Source organism: Curtobacterium sp. AC272 (assembly GCF_979258155.1).
In genome coordinates this window covers 1908090-1923374 of sequence record NZ_OZ409838.1, presented here as the reverse complement: position 1 = coordinate 1923374, position 15285 = coordinate 1908090, and the positions used below count along the sequence as shown (strand labels likewise).

Annotated in this window: 14 protein-coding genes and 3 pseudogenes; 13 read left to right on the top strand and 4 right to left on the bottom strand. The window is 71.5% G+C overall.

Going from position 1 to position 15285, the window contains the following annotated elements; all coding sequences use genetic code 11:
* The 8 genes and pseudogenes from ACZZ0J_RS09795 (at position 1) to ACZZ0J_RS09760 (ending at position 7628) form a co-directional block, all read left to right on the top strand.
* On the top strand, positions 1-813 hold the full coding sequence (locus ACZZ0J_RS09795) for a TlyA family RNA methyltransferase (RefSeq protein WP_323749095.1): 813 nt from the start codon (positions 1-3) through the stop codon (positions 811-813).
* Positions 810-1742 (top strand): NAD kinase, encoded by a 933-nt coding sequence (locus ACZZ0J_RS09790; RefSeq protein WP_463436557.1) that lies wholly within the window; start codon positions 810-812, stop codon positions 1740-1742. The genes ACZZ0J_RS09795 and ACZZ0J_RS09790 overlap by 4 nt, the downstream gene beginning before the upstream one ends.
* Positions 1739-3432, top strand: a pseudogene (gene recN, locus ACZZ0J_RS09785) (DNA repair protein RecN). Before ACZZ0J_RS09790 ends, recN begins: the two are co-directional and overlap by 4 nt.
* Before the next feature lie 135 nt (positions 3433-3567).
* Positions 3568-5281, top strand: a pseudogene (locus tag ACZZ0J_RS09780) (CTP synthase).
* 160 nt (positions 5282-5441) lie between these two features.
* Positions 5442-5882, top strand: coding sequence for an NUDIX domain-containing protein (locus tag ACZZ0J_RS09775; protein WP_463436555.1), 441 nt, complete (start codon positions 5442-5444; stop codon positions 5880-5882).
* The gene (locus ACZZ0J_RS09770) at positions 5845-6015 is read left to right on the top strand and encodes a hypothetical protein (protein ID WP_463436553.1); all 171 of its coding nucleotides are present in this window, start codon (positions 5845-5847) and stop codon (positions 6013-6015) included. The genes ACZZ0J_RS09775 and ACZZ0J_RS09770 overlap by 38 nt, the downstream gene beginning before the upstream one ends.
* A complete protein-coding gene (locus tag ACZZ0J_RS09765) occupies positions 6012-6593 on the top strand; it encodes a DUF1349 domain-containing protein (RefSeq protein WP_194647035.1) in 582 nt (193 codons plus the stop codon). Before ACZZ0J_RS09770 ends, ACZZ0J_RS09765 begins: the two co-directional genes overlap by 4 nt.
* 19 nt (positions 6594-6612) lie before the next feature.
* Positions 6613-7628 (top strand): annotated as a pseudogene (locus ACZZ0J_RS09760) (site-specific tyrosine recombinase XerD).
* A 114-nt stretch (positions 7629-7742) separates the two neighbouring features.
* Here the strand turns inward: ACZZ0J_RS09760 and ACZZ0J_RS09755 are convergent.
* Positions 7743-8189, bottom strand: coding sequence for a DUF2510 domain-containing protein (locus tag ACZZ0J_RS09755; RefSeq protein WP_463436550.1), 447 nt, complete (start codon positions 8187-8189; stop codon positions 7743-7745).
* Positions 8190-8312: 123 nt separating this feature from the next.
* Here ACZZ0J_RS09755 and ACZZ0J_RS09750 point away from each other — a divergent pair, with 123 nt between their 5' ends.
* The gene (locus ACZZ0J_RS09750; RefSeq protein ID WP_463436548.1) at positions 8313-8837 is read left to right on the top strand and encodes an ASCH domain-containing protein; all 525 of its coding nucleotides are present in this window, start codon (positions 8313-8315) and stop codon (positions 8835-8837) included.
* A gap of 36 nt (positions 8838-8873) precedes the next feature.
* Here ACZZ0J_RS09750 and ACZZ0J_RS09745 read toward each other — a convergent pair whose 3' ends face one another.
* The gene (locus ACZZ0J_RS09745) at positions 8874-9905 is read right to left on the bottom strand and encodes an LLM class flavin-dependent oxidoreductase (protein ID WP_463436546.1); all 1032 of its coding nucleotides are present in this window, start codon (positions 9903-9905) and stop codon (positions 8874-8876) included.
* A gap of 56 nt (positions 9906-9961) precedes the next feature.
* Between ACZZ0J_RS09745 and ACZZ0J_RS09740 the strand changes: the two genes are divergently transcribed.
* Both ACZZ0J_RS09740 and ACZZ0J_RS09735 read left to right on the top strand, forming a co-directional pair.
* Complete coding sequence (locus ACZZ0J_RS09740) at positions 9962-10294, top strand: TraR/DksA family transcriptional regulator (RefSeq protein ID WP_194647032.1); 333 nt, start codon at positions 9962-9964, stop codon at positions 10292-10294.
* A 131-nt stretch (positions 10295-10425) separates the two neighbouring features.
* On the top strand, positions 10426-10881 hold the full coding sequence (locus ACZZ0J_RS09735) for a TIGR02611 family protein (RefSeq protein WP_243648858.1): 456 nt from the start codon (positions 10426-10428) through the stop codon (positions 10879-10881).
* 88 nt (positions 10882-10969) lie between these two features.
* Here ACZZ0J_RS09735 and ACZZ0J_RS09730 read toward each other — a convergent pair whose 3' ends face one another.
* Positions 10970-12223: an MFS transporter gene (locus ACZZ0J_RS09730; protein ID WP_463436542.1), complete on the bottom strand. Its 1254-nt coding sequence runs from the start codon at positions 12221-12223 to the stop codon at positions 10970-10972.
* A 100-nt stretch (positions 12224-12323) separates the two neighbouring features.
* Here ACZZ0J_RS09730 and ACZZ0J_RS09725 point away from each other — a divergent pair, with 100 nt between their 5' ends.
* Both ACZZ0J_RS09725 and ACZZ0J_RS09720 read left to right on the top strand, forming a co-directional pair.
* Entirely contained in the window at positions 12324-12689 is a 366-nt protein-coding gene (locus ACZZ0J_RS09725) for an ArsR/SmtB family transcription factor (RefSeq protein WP_123341244.1), read from the top strand.
* 187 nt (positions 12690-12876) lie between these two features.
* The gene (locus ACZZ0J_RS09720) at positions 12877-14298 is read left to right on the top strand and encodes a methyltransferase (RefSeq protein WP_463436539.1); all 1422 of its coding nucleotides are present in this window, start codon (positions 12877-12879) and stop codon (positions 14296-14298) included.
* A 22-nt stretch (positions 14299-14320) separates the two neighbouring features.
* Here ACZZ0J_RS09720 and ACZZ0J_RS09715 read toward each other — a convergent pair whose 3' ends face one another.
* Entirely contained in the window at positions 14321-15181 is an 861-nt protein-coding gene (locus ACZZ0J_RS09715; protein WP_463436537.1) for an NAD-dependent epimerase/dehydratase family protein, read from the bottom strand.
* Positions 15182-15285: the final 104 nt, after the last annotated feature.

Sequence of the window (15285 nt, the reverse complement as noted above, 5' to 3'; positions counted from 1 at the left end):
GTGCCCGACGCGACCCCGGTCCGCCTCGACGCCCTGCTCGCGACACGTGGCCTCGCGCGCTCGCGCACCGCTGCCACCAAGCTCATCCAGGACGGCCGGGTGACGGTCGACGGTCGTCCTGTCGTGAAGCCCTCCGCCCCGACCTCGCCGGCTGCCGACATCGTGGTCGACGCGGCCGACGAGTGGGTCTCCCGCGCTGCCCAGAAGCTGGTCGGGGCGCTCGATGCGTTCGGCGTGGACCCGTCCGGCCGTGTGGTGCTCGACGTCGGTGCGAGCACGGGTGGCTTCACGCAGGTGCTCCTGGCCCGAGGTGCTCGCCGGGTCATCGCGCTCGACGTCGGGCACGGGCAACTGCACCCCACGATCGCCGTCGACGAGCGTGTCGCAGTGGTCGAGGGCACCAACGCCCGCAGCCTGACCCGGTCGGACTACCTCGCGCTCGACGGCGCTGCAGCCGAGACGACCCTGGTGGTCGGCGACCTGTCCTTCATCTCCCTCCGGCTCGTGCTGCCCGCCCTGGCCGAGGCCGTCCCCGCCGACGACTTCGTCCTGTTGGTGAAGCCGCAGTTCGAGGTCGGCCGCGGTGGGGTGCGCGAGGGCATCGTGCACGATGCGGCACTCCGCGACGACGCCCTGATGAACGTGCTGTGGGCGGCGTGGGACCTGGGCTTCGGGACCACCGGGCTCGCGGCGTCGCCGATCATCGGGACGCACGGGAACCACGAGTACCTCGCGCGCTTCCAGCGTGGTGTCGGTGGCAATCCGACAGAATGGAGAGTCCGGGCAACCGAACTCACAGAGGGGACCGCATGAGCGACGACCGGCACATCCTGCTCGTCTCCCACACGGGTCGCCGTGACTCGATCGACGCTGCGGTCGAGGTCTGCGACCTCCTGCACGCCGCCGGTCTGATCCCGGTGATGCCGTTCGACGAGTACGCCGACATCCGGCGGGCCGAAGCCTCGGTGGGGCAGGTCGACATCCTGGGCGTCGACGTCCAGGCGGACCAGCTCGAGATCGTCATCGTGCTCGGCGGCGACGGCACGATCCTGCGCGCGGCCGAACTCGTGCGCGAGACGCGGGCACCGATCGTCGGCGTGAACCTCGGGCACGTGGGCTTCCTGGCGGAGAGCGAGCGGGACGCCCTCGCCGAGACCGTCGAGCGCGCCCTGTCGGGTGAGTACCACGTCGAGGAGCGCGTCACCCTGCAGGTCGACGTGGTCGTCGGCAACCAGATCGTCTACTCGAGTTGGGCGCTCAACGAGGCCACCATCGAGAAGGCCTCGCGCGAGCGCATGCTCGAGGTGGTGACCGAGGTCGACGGTCGTCCGCTGTCCTCGTTCGGGTGCGACGGCGTCGTCGTGTCGACGCCCACCGGGTCCACGGCGTACTCGTTCTCCGGCGGCGGTCCGATCGTCTGGCCGGACGTCGACGCCCTGCTGATGGTGCCGCTCAGCGCGCACGCCCTGTTCTCCCGCCCGATCGTGGTGGGCCCGGACTGCACGCTCGCGATCGAGGTCCTGCGGCGCACGAGCGGTGTCGGGGTGCTGTGGTGCGACGGCCGCCGGACGCACGACCTGCCGCCGGGGGCTCGGGTCGAGGTCCGTCGATCGCCCGACCCCGTGCGGGTCGCGCGCCTCAAGGACGCCCCCTTCACCGATCGGCTCGTCGCGAAGTTCCGGCTCCCCGTCACCGGCTGGCGCGGGCCCCAGACCGACGAGGACGAGGAGCACCACCGATGATCGAGGAGATCGCGATCCGTGACCTCGGGGTCATCGGCGAGACCACGCTCGAACTCGGTCCGGGGTTCACCGTCGTCACGGGCGAGACCGGTGCCGGCAAGACCATGATCGTCACGGCCCTCGGGCTGTTGCTCGGTGCTCAGGCGGACGCCGGCTCGGTCCGCCGTGGTGCCTCGAGCGCCGTGGTCGAGGGCCGCTGGAACGTCCCCGAGCACGCTGCCGTCGCCGACCGCGTCGAGGACGCCGGCGGCGCGGTGGAGGACGGCGAACTGATCCTCACGCGCACGGTCTCGGCCGAGGGCCGCAGTCGAGCCACGGTCGGGGGCCGGAGTGCTCCCGTCGCGGTGCTCGGTGAACTCGCTGACCAGCTCGTGACGGTGCACGGCCAGTCCGACCAGATCCGACTGACCTCGTCGACCGCGCAGCGTGCGGCGCTCGACGGCTTCGGTGGGGCGGCCCTCGAGAAGGCCCTGAACCGGTACGTCGCCGCGTACGACGCGTGGCAGCAGCACACGGGCGAACTCGAGACACTGACACGCGACCGCGACGAGCGGGTGGCCGAAGCCGAACGGATCCGCGCTGCTTCGGACGAGATCGAAGCGGCCGACCCGCAGCCCGGCGAGGACGTCGAGCTCGCCGAGCGCGCCGACCGGCTTGGCAACCTCGAGGAACTCCGGCTGTCCGCGGCCCTGGCGCACGAGGCCCTGTCCAGCGAGTCCCTCGACGGGGTCTCTGACGTCGTCGGCCTGGTCGAGTCCGCCCGACGCGCCGTCGAGCGGGTCGCCGACTCCGACGCCGCTCTGCAGCCCGTGCTCGAACAGCTCACGGAGCTCGGCATCCAGGCGGCCGAGGCCTCGGCGAGCATCTCCAGCTACCTCGGCTCGCTCGAGCCCGAGGCCGGTCACGACCTCGAACTCATCAACGAACGGCGCGCCCTGCTCGCCGGCCTCACCCGCAAGTACGGCGAGACCGTCGACGACGTCATCGACTACGGGCAGCGGGCGAGCGACCGCCTGCTCGAGCTGGACGGCGACGACGACCGCATCGCGGCGCTCCAGCAGTCCGTCGAACAGGACGAGCAGGCCCTCGGGGCGGCAGCGGCCGCGTTGACAGCTGCCCGTACGAAGGCAGCAGCGGACCTCGCGAAGCGCGTCACGACCGAGCTGAAGACGCTCGCGATGGCCGGCGCCACCCTGGTGGTCGAGGTCACCGACGCGGGCGAGTACCGCCGACACGGACGCGACCAGGTGTCGATCCTGCTGCAGCCGCACTCCGGCACCGACCCCGACCGATCGGCAAGGGGGCATCGGGCGGCGAGCTCTCGCGCGTGATGCTCGCGATCGAGGTCGTGATGGCCGGCAGCACGACCGTGCCGACGTTCGTCTTCGACGAGGTCGACGCCGGCGTGGGCGGTGCGGCGGCGATCGAGATCGGCCGTCGGCTGGCGAGGCTCGCCGAGCGCACGCAGGTCATCGTCGTCACGCACCTGGCGCAGGTCGCGGCGTTCGCGAACAACCACCTCAACGTGGTGAAGGACGCCAGCGGCGCCGTGACCTCGTCGAGTGTGCGACGGCTCGAGGGCGAGGACCGCCTGCAGGAGATGGCGCGGTTGCTCTCGGGGCTCGGCGACAGCGCGAGCGGCGTGGAACACGCCCGCGAACTGCTCGACGTGGCCGGCCAGACGGCCTGACCTGCCACGCGGCCGCAAGCACGCAAGCAAGCACGCCCGCGCGCACGGCCCGAAGACCCGGCCGCCCACCCCGCGCAACGCCCACGGCGAACCGAGGTCGCGCCTCCCGGCAGTTCTGACGTACGATGGAATCCCGTGGCGGACACTCTCAGCAGCGGTACCCAGGCAAACACCCCGACCCCGAAGGTGACGAAGCAGATCTTCGTGACCGGCGGGGTCGTCATCTCTCGGCAAGGGCCTGACGGCAGCCAGCCTCGGCAATCTCCTGACGGCTCGCGGCCTCAAGGTCGTCATGCAGAAGCTCGACCCGTACCTCAACGTGGACCCGGGCACCATGAATCCGTTCCAGCACGGCGAGGTCTTCGTGACCGACGACGGTGCGGAGACGGACCTCGACATCGGGCACTACGAGCGCTTCCTCGACATCAACCTGGCGCAGTCGGCGAACGTCACGACCGGCCAGGTGTACTCGACGGTGATCGCCAAGGAGCGTCGCGGCGAGTACCTCGGTGACACCGTGCAGGTCATCCCGCACATCACCGACGAGATCAAGCGTCGGATGCGCGAGCAGGCGGAGAACGACCCGCAGCCCGACGTCATCATCACCGAGGTCGGCGGCACCGTCGGCGACATCGAGTCGCAGCCGTTCATCGAGTCGGCGCGCCAGGTGCGCCACGAGCTCGGCCGCAACAACGTGTTCTTCGTGCACGTGTCGCTCGTGCCGTTCATGAACGCCTCGGGTGAGCAGAAGACGAAGCCGACGCAGCACTCGGTCGCCGCGCTCCGCTCGATCGGCATCCAGCCCGACGCGCTCGTGCTGCGGTCGGACCGCCCGGTGTCGGATTCGAACAAGAAGAAGATCGCCCTGATGTGCGACGTCGACGAGGACGCCGTGGTGAACGCCGTGGACGTCCCGTCGATCTACGACCTGCCGACGCTGCTGAACAACCAGGGCCTCGACCAGGTCATCGTCGACGCGCTCAAGCTCGAGGCCGGCCCGGTCGACTGGACCGCGTGGACCCCGGTGCTCCGTGCCGTGCACGAGCCGAAGAAGGACGTCACGATCGCCCTGGTCGGCAAGTACATCGACCTGCCGGACGCGTACCTGTCGGTCACCGAGGCGCTCCGTGCCGGCGGCTTCGCCCACGACGCGAAGGTGACGCTGAAGTGGGTCGTCTCCGACGACTGCACCACGCCCGAGGGCGCTGCGAAGCAGCTCGGCGACGTCGACGGCATCTGCATCCCCGGCGGGTTCGGCGTGCGCGGCATCGAGGGCAAGCTCGGCGCGCTGCGCTTCGCCCGTGAGCAGGGCATCCCGACGCTCGGTCTGTGCCTCGGCCTGCAGTGCATGGTCATCGAGTACGCCCGCCACGAGGCCGGCCTGACCGACGCGTCGAGCACCGAGTTCGACCCGGAGACCTCGACGCCGGTCATCGCGACCATGGCGGAGCAGGTGGACATCATCGCCGGCGGCGACCTGGGCGGCACCATGCGCCTCGGCCTGTACCCGGCGACGTTCAGCTCCGGGTCGTTGGCCGAGTCGCTCTACGGTGCGCCCGAGGCGTCCGAGCGCCACCGTCACCGCTACGAGGTCAACAACACGTACCGGCAGCAGATCGCGGACGCCGGCCTGGTGTTCTCGGGCACGTCGCCCGACGGCAGCCTGGTCGAGTACGTCGAGCTGCCGCGCGACGTGCACCCGTTCTACATCGCCACGCAGGCGCACCCGGAGCTGCGCTCACGTCCCACGAACGCGCACCCGCTCTTCGCGGGGCTCGTCGCAGCCGCGATCGAGCGCCACGAGGCGTCCAGCCTGTTCGACCCGCAGAACGAGGAGCAGGTCGCGTAAGCGCAGCCCAGCCACGATCGGACGGGAGGTGGGCCCCGCCAGCCGGTACCGGCGCACCGCGCCAGCGGGGCGACGGCCGTGCCTGGAGGGACGGTGCCAGCTGGCACCGCGCCTCCCGTCCGTCTGCGGTCGCGTCGGGGGCGCGTGCTTGGATGGTTCCGTGACTGACGCACCCATCGCTGACGAAGCCGCCTCGTTTGAGGTCACCGAGTCCACCGTCGTGTACGAAGGCGCCGTCTGGGACGTGCGTCGTGACGCGATCGCGTACCACGACGAGACGATGGTGCGGGAGTACATCGACCACACCGGTGCCGTCGCGGTCTACGCCGAGGACGACGAGGGCCGTGTCCTCGTGATCCAGCAGTACCGCCACCCGGTGCAGGTGCGCGACTGGGAGCTGCCGGCCGGGCTGCTCGACGTCGAGGGCGAGGACCTCCGGGTCGCCGCAGCCCGAGCTGGCAGAAGAGGCCGACCTCGAAGCGGACACCTGGGAGCCGCTGGTCCGGTACAACACGTCGTCCGGCGGGAGCAACGAGTTCCTGCAGGTCTACCGCGCCCGGGGCGTGCGGCCCACGACGACGGCGTTCGAGCGCGAGGCTGAGGAAGCCGACATCGTGAAGCGGTGGGTGCCGCGGGCCGAGCTGGTGGAGGCGATCCTCGATGGTCGGCTGCACAACTCCGGGCTGGTCGTGGCCGTGCTCGCGGTGGATGCGCTCGAGCGAGGCCGCGCATGAGCCTGCGAGAACTGGTCGACACGGCGACGTGGACGCACGAGCCCGAGGCCGTGGAGCTCGACGGCGATGTGCTGCGGGTCACGGCGGCCCGGGGCAGCGACGCCTGGCGGACCACGTCGTACGGGTTCGTCCACGACTCCGAGCACGCGCTGGTGCAGCCCCTCGACGGGTCGTTCTCGATCGAGGCATCGTTCGTCCTCGACTACACGGAGCAGTTCGACCAGGCCGGCGTGTTCCTGCGCGTCGACGAGCGGAACTGGATCAAGGCCGGCGTCGAGTTCTCCGACGGGACGCCGCAGCTCGGCGCCGTGGTGACCCGTGACGTCTCGGACTGGTCGGTGGCCCCCGTGCCGGAGTGGGCGGGACGCGTGGTGACGGTCCGGGCCAGCCGCGACGGCGACGCCGTGACCATCCGGGCCTGGGCCGAGGACGAGCAACCCCGGCTGGTGCGGGTCGCGTACCTCGATCCCGATGCCGCCGTGTCGGCGGGACTGCTGTGCGCAGCTCCGACGCGTGCCGGCCTGACCGTGACGTTCACCGGGTACCGGGTCGGGGCCCCCGACGAGGCACTGCACTGACCGTGCGCCTGCTGTCGTGATTCCGCTGGACCGTGCCACGGAGACGTACCTGCGGCACGTCGCGATCGAGCGCGGGCTGTCGCAGCACACGCTGTCGGCGTACCGGCGTGACCTGGCGGTGTTCGCCTCGTGGCTGGCGACGGCTCTGGTGGTCGACTCCGACGGTGCCGACCGGGCCGGTGGGGCGTCTGCGATCGACGACGTCGGGCGGCTCGCTCGGGCAGACGTCTCGGAGTTCGTGACCTACCTGGCGACGAAGCCGGACGGTCCGCTGGCACCGAGGTCGATCGCCCGGATGCTCAGTTCAGTGCGCTCGTTCACGGCCTTCGCGGCGGGTGAGGGCTGGCTGCCGCTCGACCCCGGCACCGCCGTCCGGCCACCGAAGGCCCCGATGCGGCTGCCGAAGGCGATCTCGGTGGAGGACATGGAGCGCCTGCTCGGAGCGGTCTCGGCGGGCGGCTCCGCAGACGGCACTTCCGGTGTCGACGACCCCGTCCGGCTGCGGGACAAGGCGTTGCTCGAGCTGCTCTACGCCACCGGCGCGCGGATCTCCGAGGCGGTGGGGTTGTCGGTGGACGACGTGACCACGCTGTCCGATGACTCGGCCCCCGACGCCGATGGCCTCGCCGTCGTGAAGGTCACCGGCAAGGGGAACAAGCAGCGGGTCGTGCCCCTCGGCAGTTTCGCGCGGGCGGCGATCGACGCCTACCTGGTGCGGGCGCGGCCGGTGTTCGCCGCACGAGGGCCTCGACGCCGGCACTGTTCCTCGGCGCGCGGGGTGCTCGGCTGTCACGGCAGAGCGCGTGGCTCGTGATCCAGTCGGCGGCCGAGGCGGCGGGACTCGAGGCACACGTCTCGCCGCACACGTTCCGGCACTCGTTCGCGACGCACCTGCTCGAGGGCGGGGCCGACGTGCGCGTGGTGCAGGAGTTGCTCGGGCACGCGAGCGTCGCGACGACCCAGATCTACACGATGGTCACGGCGGACATGCTGCGGGACGTGTACCAGACGGCGCATCCGCGGGCGCGGCGGTAGGGCTCGTCGTTCGGCGGGTGCGGGCGTGCACTTCGTGAGCAGAAATGGTCGGGTCGCTGGTCGGCACCCGACAATTTCTGCTCACGAAGTCGGACGGTGACGGCCCCCGACGGGTCAGAAGAGGTGGAACTGGGCCGACGCCGCCACCGCGCCCGTCGCGACCGCCACCACCACCGCGCTCGAGGACGCGCTCCTCGCGGCGACCGCCCACCCACCGGTCGCGCCGGGGCGAACGACACCGACGAGCCCGCACACGAGAGCGAGCGCACTGCAGGCACCCAGCGGGTTGATGAGGATCGACGTCAGGGCCAGCAGCACCGCGAGCACCGTGAACACGCACAGCCGTCGATCGCGACCGCCGCCGGATGCCCACGCGCGGGTCCGGATCGATGCCGTGTGCACGGAGAACGCTGGGCCCACGGGTGCGACGACGATCGGCACGACCGGTTCCGGAGCACTCGGCAGGACACGGGTCGCGGCGCCCCAGGTGTGACCGTCCCACCAGCGGAGACGACTGGCGTCCTGCGGGTCCGGGAACCAGCCTGCGGCCGGCAGTGTCACGGGGACTCCTCGAGGTGCGGGGGACGGTGCTCCTCGAAAGTAGGGGATGCCGCCCCGCCGCCACAGTCCCAAGGCGGGTGTCGGCACAAGTGCGGACACCCGGCGGTGCGCTACGGTCGGCTGGTGACCACGACCCTCGACGGCTTCTGGAACGCACGGCGAGACGAGGCTCCGGAACTGCCGGCCGAGGTGCCGGAGGCATGGTCGTTCGGTGCCACTCCGGCGCAGGCAGACGAGCTGCTCGGCCTGGTGCTCCGCGGGGTCAAGGACGGCACAGCGTCGTCGCTCTGGGACTACGAGGCGACGGGTGACCCGCTCCCCACGACCGGTGAGCGCAGCATCGTGACCGACGGTGCCGGTGTTCCCCGGGCCGTCATCGAGACGACGGACGTCCGGATCGTCCCGTTCGACGCCGTCGGGGCCGAGCATGCGCGTGCCGAAGGCGAGGGCGACCGGACTCTCGAGCACTGGCGGACGGTGCACGAGGCGTACTGGCGCGCGCACTCCGAGAGCCCGCGCGGCTTCGAACCGGACATGCCGGTGGTCTGCGAGCGCTTCCGGCTGATCTGGCCGACGCCGACGCCTGCGCAGACGCCCACGCCGACGACGCCGACGGCGACGGCGACGGCGCCGCCGACGCCTGCGTAGACGCCGCCGCCGACCGTCAGCGCCTGACCGAGCAGATCAGGCCGGCACGGGCGCCGCGTCGACCTCGGTGAACACGTCCTTCACCGCGGCGAGCAGCCGCGCGTTGAAGTCGACGCCGAGCTGGTTCGGCACCGTGACGAGCACGGTGTCGGCAGCGCGGACCGCCTGGTCGGCCGCCAGCTCCGCGACGAGGTCCTCGGGCGAGCCGATGTACGAGCGGCCGAAGCGTGCGAGCCCGCCGTCGAGGTGCCCGACCTGGTCCTGCCCCTCGACTTGTGCGCGCACGCCGAAGTAGTGCCGCGACTCGTCGTCGATGATCGGGATGATGCTCCGCGAGACCGACACCCGAGGGGTCCGGTCCCAGCCCGACTCGGCCCAGACCCGTCGGAAGCGTTCGATCTGTTCGGCCTGCAGTTCGTCGAACGGCACGCCGGTGTCCTCGGTGAGCAGGGTCGACGACATCAGGTTCATGCCCTGCTCGGCGGTCCACTCGGCGGTGGCTCGTGTGCCGGCGCCCCACCAGATGCGGTCGCCGAGCGAGTCGGAGAGCGGGGAGATCGGCAGCGATCCGACCGAGCCGGTCATCTGCGGGTTGGCGTTGGCCATCGGTTCGCCGGCGACGGCGCGACGGAACACGCTGGTGTGCGCGCGGGCCATGTCGCCACCGTTCTCGTCGGACGCGTCCGGTACGTAGCCGAACTGCTGGTAACCGGCGAGGGCGGTCTCGGGTGAGCCACGGGAGACGCCGAGCTGCAGTCGTCCGCCGGAGATCAGGTCGGTCGCCGCGGCCTCCTCGGCCATGTAGAGCGGGTTCTCGTAGCGCATGTCGATCACGCCGGTCCCGATCTCGATGCGGCTGGTCTTCGCGGCGATCGCGGACAGCAGGGGGAACGGTGCCGCCTGCTGCGGTGCGAAGTGGTGCACGCGGAAGTAGGCGCCGTCGACGCCGGCCTCTTCAGCAGCGACCGCGAGGTCGATCGCCTGCACCAGGGACTCACGCCCGCTGCGCACCTTCGACCCCGGCACGTCGCGCCAGTGTCCGAACGACAGGAACCCGATCTTCATCATGTCGATGCAAACGCATCCGGAGAGTCGGGCATTCCGTCTCGACTACGGTGTCCGCCATGGACGACCCCCGCACCGCGCTCGACACGGAACGCGCTCGCAACGAACGGCTGCTCGCCGACGTCGAGCGGAGCATGCGCGACGTCAGTGACGCCCGCCAGGACGCCAACTCCGACGACGAGCACGACCCCGAGGGCGCGACCCTCGCGTGGGAGCGCGGCTCGCTCGGCGCCGTCCGCGACGCGGCCCGGCAGCGGATCGAGCAGGTGGACGCCGCGCTCGCGCGGCTCGACGCCGGCACCTACGGGATCTGCGCGGTCGGCGGGGAACCGATCCCAGCGGCCCGATTGGCCGCCGTCCCGTGGGCCGCGACGTGCGTCGCCCACGCGTGACGGGCCTCCCGGCGGACACCCGCTGACGGACGGGAGGCACGGCGCATCCCCGCCACGCGTCGTCCGTCACGCGCACCGCGCGTCCACCGCGTGCGCCGCGGATTCCCAGCCGCACGCCCTACGTTTTCGGCATGGACGGCGACGCGAACGACGGACCCGGCGAGAGCCGGACCGACGGTGCGCCGCGTCAGCGCTTCCAGTGGTTCCACGACATGCGGACCTGGATCCACGCCAGGCCGCACCTGCACCTGTTCTACAAGGTCCTCGTCGGAATCGTCGGCGGACTGGTCGTCATCATCGGGCTCATCCTGGTGCCGCTGCCCGGGCCGGGGTGGCTCGTGGTGTTCATCGGCCTCACGGTGCTGGCGAGCGAGTTCCACTTCTTCCACAAGATCATCGTGTGGCTCAAGGCGCAGCTGCACCGCTTCTGGGACTGGGCCAAGCGGCACGGACCGAAGCGCCTGCGCGATGCTGCCGACCGGGGCAAGGCCGACGTCGACGCCGCCCACACGGGTGCTGCTCGGACCGTCGGGGTGCGTGCTCGTGGACGGGCGCGCGGCGCGAACTCGGCGCACCCGGGGCACTAGCCGTCGGCTGGTGCGAGGTTGATCACTCCGTGCGGCGCTGTGGCCTCGCACCGTGTGGTCAACCTCGCACCAAGCGGGTGCCGGCCGCCTACTCCGCTGCGACGCGGATCGAGCCGGTGGCGGTGTGCTCGATGACCTCGGCGGCCTGCTCCTCGACGGCGGCCGCGTCCTTCGACGTCAGCTGCAGCACGAGCGCGACGACTGCCGCGAGCACGATGAACCCGCCGTACCCGGCGATGACGGGGACGAGTCCGATCGACGGTTCGAGTAGCCCACCGATGACGGCGGGGACCCCGAACGCCAGGTAGCTGACGACGTAGATCGTCGAGAGCAGTCCGGCGCGGTGGGTCGGTGCCGCGGTCGCGAGCAGCATCCGCAGCGGTGCCTGGAACCCGGCGCCGAAGCCGATGCCAGCGATCGCACTGCCGACGACGAGGCCGGGCAGGGAGTGGGCCATCACGAACGCCACGGTCACGATCGGGCCGAGCACCAGGGCGACGAGCCCGACGAGCACGGCGCGACGAGCGTCCATCCGCTGTGTCGCGAGCCCGGTCAGCGCACCGACGCCCGTGACGACGGCGATGAGTGCGCCGGCCGCGAAGTGGTTCGTGATGCCGAACACCGCACCGAGGGCCGAGGGGACGAGCGAGAGGAACATGCCGCCGAGGGCCCAGCTGGCGACGAGTGAGCCGACGACCCCGCGGAACAGCCGACGTGAGCTCCGCGGCACGCTGATCGTCGGCCGCAGCGAACGGAGCGCTCCGGGGCGCCGTTGGACCTGCTCGGGGACCACGAACAGCGCCAGCACGAGGAGCACGAGCAGCGCTCCGAAGACCAGGTAGACGAGCTGCTCCGGCGCCGGACCCCACTGCACGAGCGCGCCGCTCGACATCGCACCGGTGGCCAGCGCGATCGGCGGGATGACGCCGTTCAGCACGCCGGCCAGCGTCGGGTGCCGATCGAGTGAGTTGTCGATGAGGGCCGCCCCGAGCGCACCGATCAGGAGCCCGACGGAGACGCCCTGCACGATGCGGTCGACGATGAGCGCACCGACGCCGTCCGCGACCGCGAACAGTCCGAGCGACAGGGCGACGCCCAGGCCTCCGGCGACGAGCACGGGTTTGCGGCCGACGTGGTCCGACAGCCGCCCGGCGATCAGCAGGCTCGCGAGCAGCCCGGCGACGTAGATGGCGAAGACGCCGGTCAGCATGAGCGGCGTGAGGTGCCACTCGGCGGCGTAGACCGGGTAGATCGGTGAGGGGACCGCGGACGACGCGACCGACACCAGGAGCATCGCCGCGAGGATCCAGAACCCGGCGACCGAGCGAGCTGACTGCTGCATGAGCATCCTTCCGATGGTCCGTTGTACGACTGCATTCGTACCGCAGTCCGCTGTACGACGCAAGTCGTACAGCAAGCCGAACGGTGGTAGCGTCCCGTCCATGCCCGCGCACGTCGATGCCCCCGAGCGGCTGCCCCAGCCGACCGTGGCCGAGATGGACCTCCCCGTCGTCCTGGACGCCCTGAGCGACCCGATCCGGTTGGCGATCCTGCACCGCTACCTCGTCGACGCCGCCGGTGGTGAACGGAGCTGCGGCTGGGTCGGGATCGACCGACCGAAGTCCACGCTCACCCACCACTTCCGGGTCCTGCGCGAGGCCGGACTGCTCGAACAGCACCTCGAGGGCCTGACCCGCATCAGCCGCGTCCGCATCGAGGACGTGCAGCAGCGGTTCCCGGGGCTGCTCGACCTGGTGCTCGACTGGCAGGTGCCCGCGGCCCTGCTCCGCGACGGGATCGAGTCGTGAGCGCGGTGCCCGGCGCGGGTGCCGACGCCGGCGCCGGGGTGGCAGTGCACACGCTCCCCGACATCGGTGCTGACCCGGTCGTGACGACGGCGCTCGCCGCGGACCTCGACGCCGCAGGCTTCACCGTCGACCGGGTCGACGCACTCTGGGGACCGAAGCGGCCGCATCGCTGCACCGGGGCTCGCGAGTGGCGGCCCTCCGTGCCCTGGCTGCTCGTGAGACATCCCCGCTCGGCACCCTCGCCACCCTGTTCGTGCTCGGCCTGCCGACGTCCCGCGCGGACGCCGCAGCCGCGTTCCCGACCGCCGGGCTCGACGCCGTGGTCGCGGCAGGCCTGCTGCGGGTCTGTGGCACTGACACCGACACCGACACCGACGCCGCGGTCGTTGAGCCGACGGTGGACCTGCGTCCCTACGCCTTCGTCGACGACCTCGGTGCCGGCACCTGGTGGATCGTCTCGGACCTCGGCGAGCTCGCCCTCGGCCACGCGATCAGCGAGGAGCACGTCCTCGGCATCGGCGGCGCCACCACCACGCTGAGCGGTCTGCAGGTGCCCGTCCCCGTCCGCACGGTCCTGGACCTCGGTACCGGCTGCGGGATCCAGGCCATGCACGCCCGGCGCTTCGCCGAGCACGTGGTCGCCACCGACATCTCGCGCCGCGCCCTCGACATCGCCCGCTTCAACGCGGAGTTCAACGGCATCGACGGGATCGACTTCCGGTACGGCTCGCTCTTCGAGCCCGTCACGGGGGAGCGGTTCGACCGCATCGTGTCGAACCCGCCGTTCGTCATCACACCCCGCCGGCCGGGCGTCCCCTCGTACGAGTACCGCGACGGCGGCATGGTCGGCGACGCGCTCGTCGAGACCGTGCTCCGCGGCCTGTCCGAGCACCTCGAGCCCGGTGGGACCGCGCAGCTGCTCGGCAACTGGGAGTACCACTGGGGCGTCGACGGCCTCGACCGCGTGCGCAGCTGGTTCGCGGACACCGACCTCGACGCGTGGGTCATCGAGCGCGAGCGCCAGGACCCCACGTCGTACGCCGAGACCTGGATCCGCGACGGCGGCACCAAGCCCGGGACGCCCGCGTTCGACACGCTGATGGGCGCCTGGCTCGACGACTTCGCGGACCGCCGCGTCACCGGCGTCGGCTTCGGGTACGTCGTGGTGCGTCGAGCCCTGCCAGGAGGAACGGCGAGCCTCCGCCGGTTCGAGCGCGTCCCCGAGACGCTCGGCTCCAACCCCGCCGGGCTCGGCGCCACCGTCGCTCGCGTCCTCGACGCGGCCGCGTGGCTGGCCGCCAACGACGACGCCGCGCTCGCCACGGCGCACCTGACGGTGGCGGGCGACGTCACCGAGGAGCGCTACTACTGGCCGGGCAACGACGACCCGACGGTGATGACGCTCGTGCAGGGCGGCGGACTCGGACGGCGGGTGGACGCGGACACCGCGCTCGCCGCGTTCGTCGGAGCGTGTGACGGCGACCTGTCCGTGGCGGCGATCGTCGGCGCGCTCGCGCAGATCACGGGCGTCGACGAACAGGTGCTCGCCGCCGACCTGTTGCCGGCGGCGCGCGACCTGGTGCTCGACGGGCTGCTGCTGCCGGCCTAGCGAACGGACGGCACGGGCGCTGTCAGCGCCCGTCGCGCCAGCTGTGCTCGGGAGCGTAGCCGAGCAGCTCGCGGGCCTTCTCGGACGACAGCAGCGAGCTGACGCCGTCGATGTCCGCGCGACGCTCGATGTCGGGCACGTAGCGCTCGACGAGCTCGATCGTCGGGGTGTCCATCACGGTGTCGGGACTCGCGATGACGAACGCCTCGAACCCGGTGAGCTCGGCCTCGACGGCCCTGCGGACCGCCTGGGCGCCGTCACGCGAGTCGATGTAGGACCACAGGTTGAAGGTCTTCGCCTCGGGGGTGGCGTCCCACGGGAACGCGGGGTAGTCGGTCTCGTCCATCACGTTCGAGAACCGCAGGCCGATCATCTTCAGCTCCGGGTCCCAGCGGGTGAAGTGGCGGGCCATCTCCTCTTCGACGGCCTTGCCGAGCGAGTACGACGACTGCGGGCGGACCGCGAACTCCTCGTCGACGGGCAGGTAGGGCGGGTGGTGCTCGCCCATCGGGATGCCGAGCAGGGTCTCGCTCGACGCCCACACCAGGTTCTTGACCTTCGCGGCGCGTGCTGCGTGGAAGACGTTGATCGACGCCGTCACGTTGTTCGTGATGAGCGCCACGTCGGGGACCTGCCCCGGTGCGGGCACGGCCGCGAGGTGCACGACGGCGTCCACGTGGTCGTACCGGTCGTCGATGCCGAGCAGGGCGTTCAGGACCTGGCCGTAGTCGGTCAGGTCGATCCGGACGAACTGCACGCCCTCGGGCTGGTCGGGCGAGGGAACGCGGTCGAGCAGCACCACGTCGTACCCGTGCGCATCGAGGTCGCGCACCACCGCTCGTCCGAGCTTGCCGCTGCCGCCGGTCACCACTACACGCGTCATCGCGTCACTCCACATCCTCGTCGGGTCGCCCTCCGGGCACGCCCCATCCTGCCCGGCACCGCCTGACCCGACCAGGCCCTGTCCGTACCCCGCTGTCCGGCGGG